Source organism: Cupriavidus sp. KK10 (assembly GCF_018223725.1).
GTDB lineage: Bacteria > Pseudomonadota > Gammaproteobacteria > Burkholderiales > Burkholderiaceae > Cupriavidus > Cupriavidus necator.
Map to the genome: position 1 here is coordinate 2,523,229 of NZ_CP073677.1, position 16,219 is coordinate 2,539,447.

The following is a 16,219-nucleotide window of genomic DNA, read 5'->3' on the forward strand; positions in this document are numbered from 1 at the left end:
GCCCTGTCGTGCCACGCTTCGGCTCGCAAGCGGTTTTTTGCTGCAGCAGCTTGCAGATCGCGCCAGCACACAGATAAACAAATCCCCTAATCGGTGTCACCCCTACTTGGCGGGGGATAGCCTGTCCTTGCGCGCAGCCTCGTAAGCCGCACTGCAGCATCGCCGACGCACGCCCGCCGTGACTCACTACGGCCTCGCTAACAGGCGTCTGCACCAGAGCAGAGCGCAGGAAAATCGCCCGGTCCCAGCCAGCCGGCAATGTATTGCCCCATTGCGTCAAGCAACACGTCAGACGTCAGTCCCGCTGCGCCGGCCAGTGCCGGGCAGATGATCCACGTGGTGCCGTCGTGCTCCAGCACGCGCAGGGTCTTGGGCAAGTCAGCGGGCTGCAGGATATGGTCGGCGCCGCGCACATTCCCGAGCGCGAACGCCTGCACGAAATCGTCGGTGTGGCGCTCGCCCAGGCATACCACCACCTTTGGCTTCCAGAGCCTGCGGATCCTGTCAATGAAGGCGAAGCGCTGACCATCGCGGCAAAGCTCGAGGTAACGCTGCCTGGGCACAAGCTCCGGCTGGCCGCGGAATGCCGTCGACCACGGTGTCTGGTTAATCAGCCGCGCTGGCAGCGGAAACAGGCTGAGCTTGAACTCCGCGCCGTGCGGCGCGTACAGATGACGGTCGAAGTAATGCTTCCAGTCCCGCTCGCCCAGGGGCGTGTTGAAGAAATGCGCGCGCGCTGCGGCCATGATCCTGGCAATCTTCTGGTGCGACTGCCAGCGCTCCATGTGGGCGCGGTGCTTGTGGCGGTACGCAGCGTCCCACGCACTGGCTTGCGCGTGCGGAACCAGCGGCGCCACCATCGACTCCGCTCTCGGATGCGGTGAACTGTCACAAAACCATACTGCCGCATCCGGATTTCCCCCTTCCATCCCTACATACGACGCGAAATATTCTTCGAGCTGTTCACGCGTAAACACTGTATTCGGTTCTGTTTTCATGCCTCTACCGCGTGGGTGAGTAAAGGATGCCAAAAGGCTGAGCCCCCGCTCAGCGATTTGTTGCACCACACAAACTAGGCAGCGGCCGGATTCTGCGCGCGAATCAGCGTGTTTTCTCCCCCCATTCGAGGGATACGTTGTCATCTCGTTTCCCTTCGTAAGCGGGGTAACGTTCAACGCAATATCACGGCAATCACGCGCGCGAGGCCTCAATAAACTCGTAGCAAGTCAAGCTACAAGCGTGCCCGCATGTCACACGTACGTCGTGCGTTTGGGTTAAAGTTGCCCTCGTGCGCCAATGTTCTGTTCTGTACCGGCCGGTAACCAGTCACCAAGCTTCGCGTCATCGATAGTGTCAAACGTCCCAGCCTCACCGCGCCACGCTACCCAGTTCACGCGCGCCGAACCCGAACGCTTGCCGCACAGCCACTTCGAGGTAGGTGCCGATGGACCGCAGGCCGCCCGGGGTCAGATACTTGCGTGGCGACAACGCGTTGGGCACGTCATGGACCTGAAGGTCACGCGCGACAGCCTCCTTGCGCCCTTCCACGCAGCCATCGACCGCTACCTGATCGCGGACATGTCTTTCACGGACTGCCGCTGTGACGGCGTCACGCTGCAACGCAGCCTCGCGCGTATCTCGACTGACTCGGCACGGCATCACGCAATACAGGTCTTCGTCGAAGGCAGCGCCGGCGTAGTGGTGGGTGAGCGCCGTAATCCACAGCCGCGCCACGGAGGTATTCTGCTGACGGACCTTGGGCAGCCGATTGAGATGCGGCGCGAGGCAACACGCGCGCTCTCATTCTTCGTCCCGCGCATAACGATGGAAGCCATTTTCATGGAGGCCGAGGCCGCGCACGGACGTATCGTGGAGACCGACACACCGCTGAGCCGACTGGCCGTCGCACACGCCGTCGCGCTCAGTCGCGATCTGCCAACCATGACACCCGAGGCCGCCGTGCACGCAATGCGCACCGGCGTGGAGCTGCTGGTCGGGGCCCTGCGGCGAGGCGTGGGCCTGGACGGCAGCACTCGCGCCGCGGTGCGCAGCGCCGTACTGGCACGCGCCCGTCGGCTGATAGACGCCGATCCCGGCCAGGCCGGACTGTCGCCCACCAGGCTGCTGTCAAAGCTGGAAATCTCGCGAGCCACCCTTTACCGCTTGTTCGAACCTGAAGGCGGCGTGCAAGCCTATATCCGCAAGAGCCGGCTGCGGGCTGCCGCGCAGGACCTGGTGCGCTACCCTCACCTGGCTGTCAACGACATTGCCTACGGGCTGGGATTCAACAGCCCGTCCGACTTTACGCGCGCATTCCGCCGCACCCTCGGCATGTCACCGCGCGACCTGCGGGCCTACGCCACCGACGCCGGCAACCGTGCCTTCTGGCAAGCCGCGATCGCAGTCCAGGGCAAGGATTATCAGCAATGGATGCTGCGTCATGCCGCGTGATGACACCGCGGCCGCAGTGGCCAAACGGTGTCACACCGAGGCTTCGGGCTCTTCCTGTCGGTGCCGATCGGGCTCTTCTGGCCGTATCTGGAAATCGGCGATCGTCAGCCACTGGCTGATGAAGTGCCCCATTGCATTCAACAGGACGTCCGATCCCAGGCCGGCAGCGCCGGCCACCGCCGGGCAGATAACCAGGCGCGTGCCCTGATCCTGGTAGACGCGCAGTACCCGTGCCTGGTCAGCCGGCTTCAGGACATGCTCGGTGTATGGCTGGCCGCGCATGCCAAACGCGTGCAAGTAGTCATCCTCGTGACGCTCGCCCAGGCAGATCACCACCTTGGGCCGCTGGCGCCGGCGCAGTGCCTCGATGAAGCGGAAGCGGCCGCCGTTGCGGCACAGTGACAGGTAGTTGACCTTGGGGTTGAGCTCGGGCTGCGTGCCATACACGCGCTTCCAGGGCAGCCCGTTGTCCGCGCGGATCGGCAGCGGAAACAGGCTCAGCTTGAATTCCCACCCGCGCGCACGGTAGAGATACTCGGCAAGATAGCGCTGCCAGCAGGCGTTATCGTGCCGGCCGAACAACACCATTTCCCAGGCCGCCGACATGATGCGCGCGATGCGCTGGTGCGTCTGCCATCTTGCGATATCCCGTGCGTGAGCAACACGAAAGTGCGCGTCCCAGGCGTGCGGCACTCGCTGCGGAGCCAGCGGCGCCGCCAGCGGCAAGCCCACCGTGGTGGGCACATGATCGCAAATCCAGACCGCTGCCGCCGGGTTGCCTCCCTCCATGCCCACGAAGGAAGAAAAATAGGCGTCCAGCTCGTCGCGGGTAAAAACGTTCCCTTTCATCTCTGCTGCATCCTGCGGAAGATTGCCGTGACCCCGGCTTGGGATCGGCATTACCGCGTTGCGCGCAATGCCGACGCAAGAGTTTAGCCGTGGCGGCCCCTCGCACTTGACCATGCGTCTCAAAACGGAAGAGAGCGACGTAAAGGTGCCACACAAACATCGCCCCACTTTCCCTTCTTACGCAGGGTACCGACGGGTCACGCTGCACCGCACTATTCGCACCAGAAACACGAAGCACACCGGCGCCACCAGCGCGCCGGCAGGAAGAGAGCGTTGCAGTTCCAGGGACGGCACTCAAGGATGCGGCCAGTGGCCGGTCACTAGCTGACCGCAGCCACAGCATGGAACCGACTGCCGCAAAGCAGTCCCGCACGACTCTGCTTTGTTTGCGCCATGAGCATGCACAACCAAGATGCATGCCAGCGACGAGCCTGGCCGCCACTGTGCGCGGCCTGCAAGTTCGGAGGAGACAAAAGGTATGGGCACTCGCTTGAGCGCCCATTACGCGAACGCTTCGGGGGAAGCAAATGGGTGTCTATCGCGATATGTTTGCCAGGCATCACGATCAGCTCGCGCTGATGGTTCGCCTGCTCGACGCCGGCGTCATCTGGCTTGCGGCAATACTGGCCACCGAAGCGCGCTTTGCCAGCGCGCACGCCCCGATCCACCTGTTCGTCCAGTACTTTGGCTGCGCGATCGCCTTCATCGTGTTGCCCGGGTTCGATCTCTACAGTTCATGGCGCGGCCGCAGCCTGTTCTCGCTCGCCACGCGCCTGCTGTCCGCCTGGAGCCTGGTCTGGCTGATCAGCATTCTGCTGACCTACCTGCTGCACCAGTCCGACTCCCTCTCCCGCTTGTGGATGGTGTACTGGTACGCCTTCTCGCTGGCCGGCCTGCTGGGCCTGCGCGTGGCCAGCCGCGTCGTACTCAACCTGGTGCGCGTCACCGGCGCCAACAGCAAGCGCGTGCTTATCGTTGGCTATGGCCGTACTGGACAGGAGATGTATCGCCGCGCGACCGCCAGCCACGCCACCGGATTCAAGATCAGCGGCATCTACGCCCCCGAAGGCGAGCCCACTCCGGAAGGACGCCGGCGCATCACCGATAGCGCCCAAATCCCCGAGTTCGCACGCGACCAAGGGATCGATGAGATCTGGCTCACCCTGCCGATGAGCGAGTTCCGCCTGATGCAGGAGATCAACTTCTCCCTGCGCAATGACTTCATCGACATCAAGTGGATGCCGAGCGTGCTCGACTTTGACCTGCTCAACCACAACGTCGGCAACTTCCTCGGCATGCCCGCGGTGGAAATGAACAGACCGCCCGCGCTCGGCGTACGGGGCACGATCAAGGCCATCTTCGACCGAGCCTTTGCCGCGCTCGTACTCATCGCCCTGTCGCCGCTGTTCCTGATCATTGGCATCCTGATCAAGCGCGACTCCCCGGGCCCCGTCTTCTTCAAGCAGGAGCGCCTTGGCATGGACGGCCGTGTCATCCACGTCTACAAGTTCCGCAGCATGAAGGTCCACGCCGAGCATGGCACCGTCACGCAAGCCATCAAAGGCGACAGCCGCATCACGCCGATCGGCGCCTTCCTGCGCCGCACCAGCCTGGACGAGCTGCCGCAGTTCATCAATGTGCTCAGGGGCGAGATGAGCGTGGTTGGCCCGAGGCCGCATGCCATGGCGCATAACAATATGTACAAGGAGCAGTTGGACTTCTACATGCTGCGCCACCGGGTCAAGCCTGGGATCACGGGCTGGGCCCAGATCAACGGCTATCGCGGCGAGACGGACACCCTGGACAAGATGGCCAAGCGGGTGGAGCACGACATCTTTTATATCCGGAACTGGTCGTTCTGGATGGATGTGAGGATTATTTTCTGGACGGCGTTCAAGGGGTGGACGGGGCGGAATGCGTACTGATCTGTCGCGCCCAAGCGCCGAAGCTACAGCGCTGTTCACGCCGCGGGGCAGGCTATGCCTCGCGGCCGCCATCGCGTTCTTCCTGACCATGCTTGTGGTGGGAAGTATCCCGGGCAAGGCGCAGGCGCTCAACCGGGAGTTTGGCGACAAACTGATGCACCTGTGTGCGTACGCCTGCCTGGCGTGGGCCATTTTCCTGGCTTTTTCGCGGTACCGGGCCGTCATCACGCTGGCTAGCGTTGCCATGCTGGGCAGCCTGGACGAAATCATCCAGGGCTTCTTTCCATACCGCTCGTCCAACCTGTCGGACTTGCTCGCGGACCTCACGGCAGCGTTAGCCGCCATTGCCGTGCTCTCGCTGGCCAACGCATTCGCAAACGCAATGGCGCGCAAAGACGCCGGCGCTTCATATCGATCTCCTCCTCCCTCGAACTGCGCACATGAAGATCACCATCATCGGTAGTGGTTATGTAGGCCTTGTTACCGGCACCTGCCTGGCGGAGCTCGGCAACGATGTCCTTTGCCTGGATCTTGACGCCACCAAGATCGAGATGCTCAACGCCGGCGAAGTCCCCATCTATGAACCCGGCCTGAAAGAGCTCATCGCGCGCAACTACGCCGCCGGCCGCCTGCGCTTCACCAGCGACATTGAAACCAGTGTCAGCTTTGGCGAAATCCAGTTCATCGCCGTGGGCACCCCGCCAGACGAAGACGGCTCCGCGGATCTGCGCTACGTCCTGTCCGCCGCCCGCAATATCGGGCGATACATGACCACCCCGAAGGTGGTGGTGGACAAGTCGACCGTACCCGTGGGTACTGGGGCCAAGGTCAGGGACTGCATCGCCGCGCAACTGCAGGAACGCGGTCTGTCGACGCTCGACTTTGCCGTGGTCTCCAACCCCGAGTTCCTAAAGGAAGGCGCCGCGATCGAAGATTTCATGCGCCCGGACCGCATCGTCATCGGGACCGAACCCGGTGTCTCTGGACAAAAAGCGCGGGAAACCATGCGCTCCCTGTACGCGCCCTTCACCCGTAACCATGACCGCATACTCAACATGGATATCGCGTCGGCCGAGTTCACAAAGTACGCTGCCAACGCCATGCTGGCCACGCGTATTTCATTCATGAACGAACTGGCCAACCTTGCGGACGTGGTTGGGGCAGATATCGAACTGGTGCGCCAGGGAATTGGTTCCGATCCGCGGATTGGATATGGCTTCCTTTACGCCGGCACTGGGTACGGCGGCTCCTGTTTCCCCAAAGATGTGCAAGCCCTCAAGCGCACTGCCGACGAGTATGGCCAGACACCACGCATCCTGACTGCGGTGGAAGCCGTCAACCACGACCAGAAACACATCCTGGTCCGGAAGATCGTTGCGCATTATGGCGAGGACCTCGCCGGCCTGACCTTCGCCCTCTGGGGGCTAGCATTCAAGCCCAACACCGACGACATGCGCGCGGCGCCGAGCCGCGTAGTGATCAAGGAACTGCTGGCACGTGGCGCCAGCGTGCAAGCGTTTGACCCGGTCGCGATGGAAGAAGCCAAGCGCGCGATCCATGCGGACCTGGCGAGCGACGGTTCAGCAGCGGCGCGCATCCTCTTTGTGTCGGACCAAGCTGCCGCCCTGCAGAATGCCGATGGACTAGTGGTGGTTACCGAGTGGAAGTCCTTCCGCTCGCCGAACTTCGCCGCCATTGCCGCCGCATTGCGTCAACCGGTGATCTTTGACGGGCGGAATCTGTATGAGCCGGCAGAACTCAGCCAACAAGGATTTGCGTACTATGGCATTGGGCGGAAAGCGGTCTCCGTTGTACCCAACGCCGAGAGCCGCCGGGACGCGGCCGCGGTGATCGGCAACTATCGCCAGGCGTAGGCTAATGAAAATACTCATGTACTGCCTCAACTATGCCCCCGAGCTGACGGGCATAGGCAAATACACCTCCGAGCAGGCTGAGTGGCTAGTTGCGCAGGGGCATGAGGTACGCGTGATTACCGCACCGCCGTACTATCCGGAATGGTCCATTGCTCCCGACTATAGCGGGTGCCGCTATAGCCGGGAGGTTCGCAATGGGGTAACAGTCTTGCGATCCCCACTTTGGGTTCCGCGTGCTCCCTCCGGGCTCAAGCGGCTGCTCCATTTGGCTACCTTTGCCGCTAGCAGTCTTCCCCTCTTGTTTGGGCAGGCAAAATGGCGTCCAGATGTCCTCTTTGTGGTGGAGCCGCCCCTCTTCTGCGCTCCGGCAGCATTGCTCTTCGGAAAACTCTTTCGAGCCAAGACGTGGCTCCATATTCAAGACTTCGAGGTAGATGCGGCTTTTGCACTGGGCATTCTCAAGAGTCAACGGCTGCGTGACATCGTCGAGCGCGGTGAAAGATGGATACTGCGTCGCTTCGATCGCGTCTCGACGATTTCGCAAGCGATGTTGCGACTGGCCGAAGCAAAGGGTGTGGAGAACCACCGCCTCGTGCACTTCCCCAACTGGGTAGACGTCAACGCAATCAATGCAGGCGCGGACCGGTCGTACCGCAGCGAGTTGAACATTCCGCGCGAGGCTGTCATTGCCCTCTATTCAGGCAACATGGGTCGAAAACAGGGCCTGGAGCTACTCGCCCAGGCCGCCCACCTCCTAAAAGACGCTGAGAACGTTCATTTCATCTTTTGCGGTGACGGCCCGGGCAAAGCCGAGCTTCAGCAGGCGTGTGCAGGCTTGGCACGGACGCATTTTCTTCCTCTGCAACCGAAAGAGCGGCTTCCATCCCTCCTCTCCAGCGCAGACATTCATCTCCTCCCTCAGCGCGCCGACGCAGCTGATCTGGTGATGCCGTCCAAGCTCACAGGCATGCTCGCAAGCGGCAGACCCGTCATTGCAACTGCCGCCGATCACACCGAGCTCGCAGACGTCGTCACAGGGCGGGGAGTTGCCGTTGCGCCTGGCGACGCCTCCGGACTGGCGAGCGCCATTCTCTCCCTCGCTGGTCAACACGATGTCCGAGTCAGTCTAGGTCACGCCGCGCGAAGGTATGCGGAGACGTCCTTGGCCGTGGATAGTCTGTTGGCCCGCTTTGTCTCTCAAATCGGGATAGTGCTTGAAGAACTTCCCTCAAAGCCCGGTACCGCAAAACGATAACGCTTCAGCAACGATCGCCGCTCCCGAATCATGGTCGCTATCAAACGATACAAGTAATGATCATCCAAGGAAACGATCCCACCATCTCCCCTTCGTTCTCCTTGCAGAACAGGATCATGCGCCAACTCTGGAATTGCGCGTGGCTGCTGCTCTTCCGCCCAAGCCCCCGACCATTTCACGCCTGGAGGGCAGGTCTTCTGCGCTTGTTCGGTGCTCATATTGGCAAGCATGTCCACGTGTACCCTGCCGTGCGAATCTGGGCGCCCTGGAACCTGGAGATTGGCAACCATGTTGGCGTCGCCGATGGTGTCACCTTGTACAACATGGACATGATCACCATTGGAGATTACAGCGTCATCTCCCAGGGCGCTCACCTCTGCGGCGGCTCGCACGACTACAACTCGCAAAATTTCCAGTTAATGGCAGCGCCCATCACCCTTCAATCGCAGGTCTGGATCTGCGCCGAGGCATTCGTATCGCAGGGAGTGACTCTCCCGACTGGAGCTGTCATCGCCGCACGATCAGTTGTGACGCGTTCTCCCAAAGACGCGTGGACCGTCTACGCCGGTATGCCGGCAAAACCAATCCGAAAGAGAACTCAACATGTCAAATAAGACATCCGGAGTATCCGTACTCATCCTCACGAAGAACGAGGAGCAAGATCTCCCCGGGTGCCTGGAGAGCGTCTCGTGGTCGGATGACATCCACGTCTACGACTCCCTCAGCACTGATGCCACTGTTGAGATTGCGCGCGCCTTTGGCGCAACCGTGACGCAACGACCATTCGACAATTGGGCAAGCCATCAGAACTGGGGGCTTAAGAACATCAAATTCCAACATCCATGGGTGTTCTACATCGACGCTGACGAGCGGATGACACCGGAACTCGTTCGGAGTGTATTAAGCGCTGCCGATTCCGCTACCGACGCAGTAGCCTTCAGCGTAAGGCGACGAGACTTCTTCATGGGGACCTGGCTTAAGCATGTGCAGACCTCTCCCTACTACATGCGCCTATTTCGTCCAACAAAAATGCGGTACGAACGGCTCGTAAACCCTGTTTCGATTCCCGACGGCCCAACCGCCAATATTTCCGGATACCTAGACCATTACCCCTTCAGCAAGGGAATTGAGCACTGGGTCAACCGACATAACAGCTATAGCAACCTAGAGGCAGCACAAATCATCGAAAATAGAAGAGGCAAGACGCCATTCAGCCTTACCAAGGCGATAACTTGCCAAGATTTTCACGAAAGACGCTTTCACCAAAAAGAGATATTTTACCGACTTCCGATGCGACCGGTCATTAAATTCCTGATCCTCTTCATCGGGAAAAGAGGGTTCCTGGACGGTCAAGCAGGCTTAACCTATGCAGCGCTGCAGTCCATTTATGAATACCTCATCGTTCTCAAGACGAGGCAACTGGAAATGCGAGACCGCGATTCTAGCTTCCAACAGAAGCACGCTCTTTTAGATTAGAAGCCCCGTAATCGCCCGTACACATGGACTAGACTTCATCGCTCGCAGCTCGACTCCCCCCCACATGGGGTGTGTTCTCAGCTAGAGCACCATGCAGGCATTTCCGAACCCTCCCTTGGCTGGGTAGTGGTGTGTCTTATGGTCGGTTACCTAGGTTGAGGTCCCGTATTGCTCCAAGGAGCATCCCGATGAAACTGGAAAACCTTGAGGCGGCGCGTGGTTTCGCCGCTCTCTATGTACTATTGCATCACCTTGATCCCCTAGCGGGGACTAGGCTTCAGCCATTGCTGCGGTTCGGGCAAGAGGCGGTCATCATGTTTTTCCTAGTATCCGGCTTCGTGATTTATTTCTCCTACGCAAAATCGAAAGGAGGGCAGACGCCTGGAGAGTTCATGTGGAGGCGGGCCCTACGCATCTATCCCATTTTCATTCTTGCTCTCGGCCTGGCCGTCCTCGCGAACGCGGTCAAAGGCGATATGTCGTGCCTGACTGTTCAGGACCTGGTTGGAAATCTTCTGATGCAACAGGATATTGCGCGCGTTAAGGGGGGGACGTGGGTCGCTCCGCTATGCACGAACACTCCACTATGGTCGCTCTCATACGAGTGGTGGTTTTACGTTGCATTCACTGGGCTATTCCTCGCCGGCAGCTTAAGCCGACACAACTCAAAACGGATCGCTGTTGCAGCGATTGTTATATTTGGGACGCTAGCATATATCGCCTTTCCGGCCCAGCCATTCTTGTTCGCCTCATATTTTTGCCTATGGTGGGCTGGCTTAGAGCTCGCAATGGAATATGTAGACACGGGCTCGATATCGCTTCCAGGACAGCGATTTTCTATTGCTCTGATGCTCGTAGGAGCAGCCTTGTGGGCGCTACTTGCAATTCGATTTGTAGCTGCAGGTAGGCCGTTGTCGACAGGAGCAGAGCCGGTCCTCCAAATCCGTCATTTCGCGACAGGAATAATCCTGGTATTTGCGGTGGTTCTTGGCCGGCGGTTTGGTACTGTGCCCAAACAGTTCGTCATGGCCTTCAGCCGGATTGCGCCTATTTCCTATGGGCTTTATGTGTCTCACCAGCCCGTTATAATTTTGGTGCACGAACTTGGCCTGCCGCGGATTGCGGAGATTTTTATCACGATTCTCTGTGCCCTAGCCTGTGCCTACATTCTTGAGCTGGTATTCCAGCCCGCTGTAATGCGTGTTCTCTCCGAAATGGGGCTGACCAAGCGCCCGCGCGAGGCAAGATAGTTTCGCGGTCAATAGGGCGCCAGCCAGCCACCGACGGCTGGCATTTTTATTGTGCTGTTACAAAATCATTTTCGATTTCAGCGGCAAGAGCTTGCACGCGAGAATCCAAAATACAATGAGCGGCCCAAGGATCGGGACCAGTGAGGGGTGGGCGTACGGCGTGCTGAAACGCGCGCCGTGTGGAGCGAGAGAAACCATCCCGCCTCGTAGGCGACGAGCGCAAGCAAGTAGAGCAGATCCACTCCTCCTCGGCACGAGAAGGAGATTTCTATCCGCTTTCAGGAATTTAGATCCGCAAAGCTCACCTCAATTTCCCTTCCGAGATGATTTCCACCAAGCGTTCGGCAGCACGCCGGATGTGGAAACGCTCGTCAAAGCTTCTCCTCGCCTTCACGCTCATTTTGCGGTAATCCTCATTTGTCAGGGAAAGCCAGCGCTTCAGATTCCGAGTTGTCCCAGCAACCGATGCGTCATCGACAAAACCAACACCATCATTCTCGATCTCACGCCAGATATTAACCTTGTTACTAATCAGTACAGGCTTTCCACACGCCAGGGCTTCCGCTACCGCGATACCAAAATTTTCCTGATGGGAGGGCAAACAAAAAACTTCCGCCGAGTGGAATGCTCCCCATTTTTCATCACCTTGGAGCATTCCTGCCCAGAGAATTCTCTGATCCATCCCTAAACGCCGTGCGATATTTCGAAGTTTCTCTCCCCACCCGCTCTTGTCTGGTCCGGCCATTACGAGATGCAACCGCTCGTCCATTTTTGAAACCTCGGCGAACGAAGCCAAAAGAAGATCGCATCCCTTTTTCTCATGAATTCTTCCGAGGAACAACACTATTCGCTTGCCTTGTAACTCAGGATGCTTACCGACGAACTGGGCTGCAAAGTCCTCCCCGCCTGTAGGAGGGGTTGACGTACCGTATGAAGTGACAGCCTCATTAGTTTTATACAACCAAAATGACTTTCTAGCTAAGAGCCTCTCTTCTTCACAGGTAAAAATAACGGCACTTGCATCCCGAAGAACCCGATATTCCGCCCACGGCCAATACAGCCATTTTTTAAGATGCTTGATCGGATATTTATATCTAAACCACGGATCGAGCATTCCGTGGGAAAAGACAAAATACGGCGCTCTGATTCCAGAGAGAGCTCTCCAAACTGCGAAGCTGTGATATTGCCAGATTCCGTTTACGATCACCGCATCGTATTTATGGGCGTTGACTCTCAACCATTTAACTATCTTTCCATTGTAGCGATAGCCACCACTCGAAGGCCCAAGCGCATGCACCGCTGTTGGGTATTCTGCAATGAACTTTTCATTAGGTCCGTCTAGAGTAAGGACTTCCGTACTGTGGCCGAGTTTGATCAACTCTGAATCGATTTTTCTTGCGCCCTCCGACGGACCTCCGTCACGAGGATCTATTGTCGAGATAACGCGAAGCAGTTTCATTTTTCACTCTATTCACTATATTAATTTGGCATCGGCGAGTAGACGCGATACGCACCCATCACCGAATCGCAAATAGGCCTCTTCCGCAGCGGACTCAATTCGCCCTCTTGACGACTGGTAAAATTGCCTGGCTTCGACCACTGCGCGCACGAACGAGTCAATATCCTGTTCAACAAACTTCACACCACCCAAGATCGATTCGAAGCCAGTTTTTGGCACCGACGTGGAAATCAGCACTTTTCCGCTCGACACCGCCTCTATGACTTTGAAAGGAAATAACCCCCCTGCATCGCCTTCCAGTGGAAAATGTGGATTCAAGATGACGTCGCATTCCTCTACTATTTCATAGAGGCGATCAACCGCGACGGCCCCGTGAAAACGAAGGGGCGACCCCTCGGTGGCAGACGCATCCTTAAAATTGGAGGCTAATGGGCCTATACCGGTTACGTGAAGCTCATAGCCATTAGGCAACCTTGAGGCAAGCCCCAGGACTATATGCGCCCCCTTCTCCGTATTCAACTGGCCGAAATAGCCAACTCTGATCACATCATCTTCACGCGAAAAGGGAACAACGTCCCCCCTAACCCTATCAACGCTGCGCGTCACGATTCCCGGAAGGAGATGCGTAGGGCCGTATTTCTCTCCAAGCCGGCGAGCCAAGTTACCATTTACAGCAAAAGATATATCAACATGATGACCAAGACACTTCCAGGCCAACCAATCCAAAAAAGGTTTCGGGCTCAACCCCCTATTTCTTGCGAAGTGCCAATCCTCGAACTCAAAGACAATCGGGCATTCAAAATGCTTTTTCGCAGCCCGCCCGAACAACGACTCGAAAGCGTACCCGTTGTACAGCCATACTAGACGCGGAATACCAATTTCATCGAAGAGTGATCGAGCGATCCAGCCCGCCATAAAAATGGAAGCAACCTTCGAGAAAGCACCTCCCAAAAAAACAGGGAGACAAAACTCGCGTACGCCAATTCCCCCAAGCTCCCGAGCGACGGCGCGTACTAGGCCATCTCGTCTGAAGTCGGCTGTATTAAGCAGAATAATGTCTGAGTCTACCTTACTCAATTGATTTATGATCAGTTCAATCTTCCTTGCAGCACCCAGGCTTCCTTTGCCTTTCGCAACCGGGATGTAAGAAGCAACAAAGACGATCATGATCTCCCTTTTTTTCTCAAAAATTCATTCTCGGCTTCTGACCCGAACCTGCCAATAGAAAAACAAAACGCCACGACTACGAACACGAAAGCCTTATCGAAACCGAAAAGGGTGCCATTAAATACACCACACAAAATGAGATATAGAAACAGTCGCCCATTTAGATGGCTTTTGAGCAGAAAGAAGATTATTAAAGCACCAAAACCATAAAACTGAAATATATTGAGTACGCCATTGTCCAGACCAGCAGCGCCCACAGCTTCGGATACCCCCATAACCCGCTCAAACGCCAGCGGATTTACCCCTAGGAAATAGTAATTTCCCAGCATTTCCTGCATATTCAGGAAAGGTTTTACCAAGCGAGAAAAGCCCGACGCCTCAACGGATCCATCGAAGACCGAGAAAAGCCTAGAATACCCCGCATAGAAGGGAATAGACGTCACCAAACCAATTGAAATGACCAACAAATATAGAGTTCGCCGTACAATGTGGCGCCATTCCGTAACAGTCATATAAAGGGTCAAAATGACGACTCCAGATAAGGTCTGGGATATAAGAAGGCCAAGAAGTGTAATCCCAAAAAATCTCATCCGATTCCCAAAGTTCTGCGCACAGTGTGCGTACGCGACGTAGAGCGAGAATGCAATAAACCCGTAGTAGGACGGTTCTGCGTAGAATGCAGAAGGACGTACAATGAGTTCCTCCCCGAGCACCAATCCTTTCTCCATCCCGCGCTCCAACCAGTAGGATGCGAGAGTGGTACTTCTGACCTCATCTAGTTCCGAGCCGGAAATTGATCCATACCAGCTCCAAGGCAAGAAGGCATGAACCCCAAGCCCGGCCTTCAGCGCAAAAAGCTGAGTAATCACGATAGCTAAGAGCAATAGCTGGAGCCTTGCGATCAGTTTTTGAATATCCCTTGTGCTTCCACTCCACCTCCAACGCGCGCCGCCTGCGGATACAATCACGGCGAGCACGAGCCACTCCCTAACAGTCCTCAGGATCATTGACCCGCCTTCCTGGGCCCAGACAAATGGCCAAGTGGAAAATAGCATGACGGCTAAACATAGGAGAAGCGTCGGCCTGAATGGGAAAGTGAATCCGCGCGTTGCGATGAGGGCAAACAGAGTGAAAGCGAATCCAACAAACGAGACGGATGCGAGCCCATTTCCCCCAATCTGAAGAAAAACCGTCAGAGCAATAAACAGTAAACCCACTATGGCCTTTGCAAACTTCCCGCCTGGAACCGCCCAACGGCCCTTCTCTCGGGTCCTATGGCGCGCGAATTCAATGGCTCTTGCCCTCACGGTATCAAATTACCCTAAATATTTAACAATCTTCGCAGGATTACCGGCAACGACGCAATTTGCCGGAACGCTGGCGATCACCACGGAGCCAGCGCCAACCACGCTATTTTGCCCAATAGTGACGCCTTTTCCAACTATTGAATTTGCGCCGATGAATACGTTATTCTCTATAATCACTGGCTTGTTTCGTGCGGCTTCGATCGGCCTACTTCGTCTTTCTAACGACTCGACCGGATGAAAATCCGTGTCGAAAATAATTACGTTAGCACCAATTAAGCAATTTTCCCCAATGGAGACCGAGCCGACCGCGCACACGGTAACACCGCTTAAGCCCGAATTTCGCCCTACCCTCACCTCCGCCCGCCTGGTAAATGTTCGTATTATTACAGGACGAGTCACGCCGAGTGCCGTATATCGACTTAGCGAACAAAGAACAACTCCATCGCCAAGGTGGATTTTTGAACCAGCATACCGTTCAATTATTGGCCGCCCATAAAATAACACTCGTGCGTCGACATTTATACCTAGCGCCCGATAGAGGACTGCAAGCATTGGTGATGCAATGTTACGATGCAATCTGCCGATCATTGCTACTCTATCTCCATGGAAAATTTCCCAAGTTGAACAGCCCTTTTTAAATCCTCATCTGACAAGTCCCACCAGGCCTCGTTGACTAGCTTCATTTCTACTTCCGGAGAGAATCGTCTACGGATTAGCTTTGCCGGAACTCCGCCAACAATCGCGTATGGATCGACGTTTTCGGTTACCACCGATCCAGCAGCAACAATTGCCCCATCACCAATCCTTACCCCGTCCAGAACAATACTGCGAGCACCTATCCAGACATCACAACCGATCTCGACCGATTCACTCTCGAGATAGTTCTCAGCACCACAGTAGCCCGCCCAAATATCTTTCGCTGTCGAATAGAACATTCGATGTGTTGATCGCCTTGAGGTCGGATGGCGCCCAAGTCCTCCGATGATTACCTTCGGTCCAATACAGCTGAATCTCCCGACATTGCAGTTGCTTACGATGGATCCATAGTTCAGGTAGCTAAATTTACCTAGCGTCGAACTCAGGACCTCCACATTCTTTGCCAGGATATTCGCTCCCTCAAACCGGGAGCTACTGTCAGCATAGGCAGTCCAATGACACCGCAACTGAAGCGTTCGCTTGAGAAAGAATGAGTATCTGATGAGCCAT

Annotated in this window: 15 protein-coding genes; 8 read left to right on the forward strand and 7 right to left on the reverse strand. The window is 56.8% G+C overall.

What is annotated here, in order from left to right; genetic code table 11:
- Positions 1-197: 197 nt before the first annotated feature.
- Positions 198-998 carry a transcriptional regulator gene (locus tag KB879_RS12065; protein ID WP_211982182.1) on the reverse strand — a complete coding sequence of 267 codons (801 nt, stop codon included), beginning with the start codon at positions 996-998 and terminating at the stop codon, positions 198-200.
- A gap of 505 nt (positions 999-1,503) precedes the next feature.
- On the opposite strand from KB879_RS12065, the gene KB879_RS12070 reads away from it, so the two are divergent.
- The gene (locus tag KB879_RS12070) at positions 1,504-2,451 is read left to right on the forward strand and encodes a helix-turn-helix domain-containing protein (protein ID WP_211981454.1); all 948 of its coding nucleotides are present in this window, start codon (positions 1,504-1,506) and stop codon (positions 2,449-2,451) included.
- A 30-nt stretch (positions 2,452-2,481) separates the two neighbouring features.
- On the opposite strand, the gene KB879_RS12075 is transcribed toward KB879_RS12070, so the two are convergent.
- Complete coding sequence (locus KB879_RS12075) at positions 2,482-3,300, reverse strand: transcriptional regulator (protein ID WP_211981456.1); 819 nt, start codon at positions 3,298-3,300, stop codon at positions 2,482-2,484.
- A gap of 545 nt (positions 3,301-3,845) precedes the next feature.
- Here KB879_RS12075 and KB879_RS12080 point away from each other — a divergent pair.
- From KB879_RS12080 to KB879_RS12110, 7 genes are all read left to right on the forward strand, one after another.
- Positions 3,846-5,225, forward strand: a complete 1,380-nt coding sequence (locus KB879_RS12080) for an undecaprenyl-phosphate glucose phosphotransferase (protein WP_211982184.1) — start codon at positions 3,846-3,848, stop codon at positions 5,223-5,225.
- Complete coding sequence (locus tag KB879_RS12085; protein WP_211981459.1) at positions 5,215-5,688, forward strand: VanZ family protein; 474 nt, start codon at positions 5,215-5,217, stop codon at positions 5,686-5,688. Before KB879_RS12080 ends, KB879_RS12085 begins: the two co-directional genes overlap by 11 nt.
- Positions 5,666-7,099, forward strand: a complete 1,434-nt coding sequence (locus tag KB879_RS12090; protein WP_211981463.1) for a UDP-glucose/GDP-mannose dehydrogenase family protein — start codon at positions 5,666-5,668, stop codon at positions 7,097-7,099. Before KB879_RS12085 ends, KB879_RS12090 begins: the two co-directional genes overlap by 23 nt.
- Before the next feature lie 16 nt (positions 7,100-7,115).
- Complete coding sequence (locus KB879_RS12095) at positions 7,116-8,354, forward strand: glycosyltransferase WbuB (RefSeq protein ID WP_249221287.1); 1,239 nt, start codon at positions 7,116-7,118, stop codon at positions 8,352-8,354.
- A gap of 56 nt (positions 8,355-8,410) precedes the next feature.
- Positions 8,411-8,968, forward strand: a complete 558-nt coding sequence (locus tag KB879_RS12100; RefSeq protein WP_211981468.1) for a putative colanic acid biosynthesis acetyltransferase — start codon at positions 8,411-8,413, stop codon at positions 8,966-8,968.
- Entirely contained in the window at positions 8,958-9,830 is an 873-nt protein-coding gene (locus KB879_RS12105) for a glycosyltransferase family 2 protein (protein ID WP_211981469.1), read from the forward strand. Before KB879_RS12100 ends, KB879_RS12105 begins: the two co-directional genes overlap by 11 nt.
- Positions 9,831-10,018: 188 nt before the next feature.
- The gene (locus tag KB879_RS12110) at positions 10,019-11,080 is read left to right on the forward strand and encodes an acyltransferase (RefSeq protein ID WP_211981470.1); all 1,062 of its coding nucleotides are present in this window, start codon (positions 10,019-10,021) and stop codon (positions 11,078-11,080) included.
- A 301-nt stretch (positions 11,081-11,381) separates the two neighbouring features.
- Here KB879_RS12110 and KB879_RS12115 read toward each other — a convergent pair whose 3' ends face one another.
- The 5 genes from KB879_RS12115 to KB879_RS12135 form a co-directional block, all read right to left on the reverse strand.
- Positions 11,382-12,539 carry a glycosyltransferase gene (locus KB879_RS12115; RefSeq protein ID WP_211981472.1) on the reverse strand — a complete coding sequence of 386 codons (1,158 nt, stop codon included), beginning with the start codon at positions 12,537-12,539 and terminating at the stop codon, positions 11,382-11,384.
- 15 nt (positions 12,540-12,554) lie between these two features.
- On the reverse strand, positions 12,555-13,706 hold the full coding sequence (locus KB879_RS12120; protein WP_211981474.1) for a glycosyltransferase: 1,152 nt from the start codon (positions 13,704-13,706) through the stop codon (positions 12,555-12,557).
- Positions 13,703-14,683, reverse strand: a complete 981-nt coding sequence (locus tag KB879_RS12125; RefSeq protein WP_211981476.1) for a hypothetical protein — start codon at positions 14,681-14,683, stop codon at positions 13,703-13,705. The genes KB879_RS12120 and KB879_RS12125 overlap by 4 nt, the downstream gene beginning before the upstream one ends.
- A gap of 339 nt (positions 14,684-15,022) precedes the next feature.
- The gene (locus KB879_RS12130; protein WP_211981478.1) at positions 15,023-15,601 is read right to left on the reverse strand and encodes an acyltransferase; all 579 of its coding nucleotides are present in this window, start codon (positions 15,599-15,601) and stop codon (positions 15,023-15,025) included.
- A 2-nt stretch (positions 15,602-15,603) separates the two neighbouring features.
- Positions 15,604-15,948 (reverse strand): CatB-related O-acetyltransferase, encoded by a 345-nt coding sequence (locus KB879_RS12135; protein ID WP_211981480.1) that lies wholly within the window; start codon positions 15,946-15,948, stop codon positions 15,604-15,606.
- Between the last annotated feature and the right edge of the window lie 271 nt (positions 15,949-16,219).

Excerpts from the sequence above, each read along its gene's own strand:
- KB879_RS12065 (WP_211982182.1), bottom strand. The coding sequence starts at position 998 with ATGAAAACAGAACCGAATACAGTGTTTACGCGTGAACAGCTCGAAGAA.
- KB879_RS12070 (WP_211981454.1), top strand. The coding sequence starts at position 1,504 with ATGGACCTGAAGGTCACGCGCGACAGCCTCCTTGCGCCCTTCCACGCA.
- KB879_RS12075 (WP_211981456.1), bottom strand. The coding sequence starts at position 3,300 with ATGAAAGGGAACGTTTTTACCCGCGACGAGCTGGACGCCTATTTTTCT.
- KB879_RS12080 (WP_211982184.1), top strand. The coding sequence starts at position 3,846 with ATGTTTGCCAGGCATCACGATCAGCTCGCGCTGATGGTTCGCCTGCTC.
- KB879_RS12085 (WP_211981459.1), top strand. The coding sequence starts at position 5,215 with ATGCGTACTGATCTGTCGCGCCCAAGCGCCGAAGCTACAGCGCTGTTC.
- KB879_RS12090 (WP_211981463.1), top strand. The coding sequence starts at position 5,666 with ATGAAGATCACCATCATCGGTAGTGGTTATGTAGGCCTTGTTACCGGC.
- KB879_RS12095 (WP_249221287.1), top strand. The coding sequence starts at position 7,116 with ATGTACTGCCTCAACTATGCCCCCGAGCTGACGGGCATAGGCAAATAC.
- KB879_RS12100 (WP_211981468.1), top strand. The coding sequence starts at position 8,411 with ATGATCATCCAAGGAAACGATCCCACCATCTCCCCTTCGTTCTCCTTG.
- KB879_RS12105 (WP_211981469.1), top strand. The coding sequence starts at position 8,958 with ATGTCAAATAAGACATCCGGAGTATCCGTACTCATCCTCACGAAGAAC.
- KB879_RS12110 (WP_211981470.1), top strand. The coding sequence starts at position 10,019 with ATGAAACTGGAAAACCTTGAGGCGGCGCGTGGTTTCGCCGCTCTCTAT.
- KB879_RS12115 (WP_211981472.1), bottom strand. The coding sequence starts at position 12,539 with ATGAAACTGCTTCGCGTTATCTCGACAATAGATCCTCGTGACGGAGGT.
- KB879_RS12120 (WP_211981474.1), bottom strand. The coding sequence starts at position 13,706 with ATGATCGTCTTTGTTGCTTCTTACATCCCGGTTGCGAAAGGCAAAGGA.
- KB879_RS12130 (WP_211981478.1), bottom strand. The coding sequence starts at position 15,601 with ATGATCGGCAGATTGCATCGTAACATTGCATCACCAATGCTTGCAGTC.
- KB879_RS12135 (WP_211981480.1), bottom strand. The coding sequence starts at position 15,948 with ATGTTCTATTCGACAGCGAAAGATATTTGGGCGGGCTACTGTGGTGCT.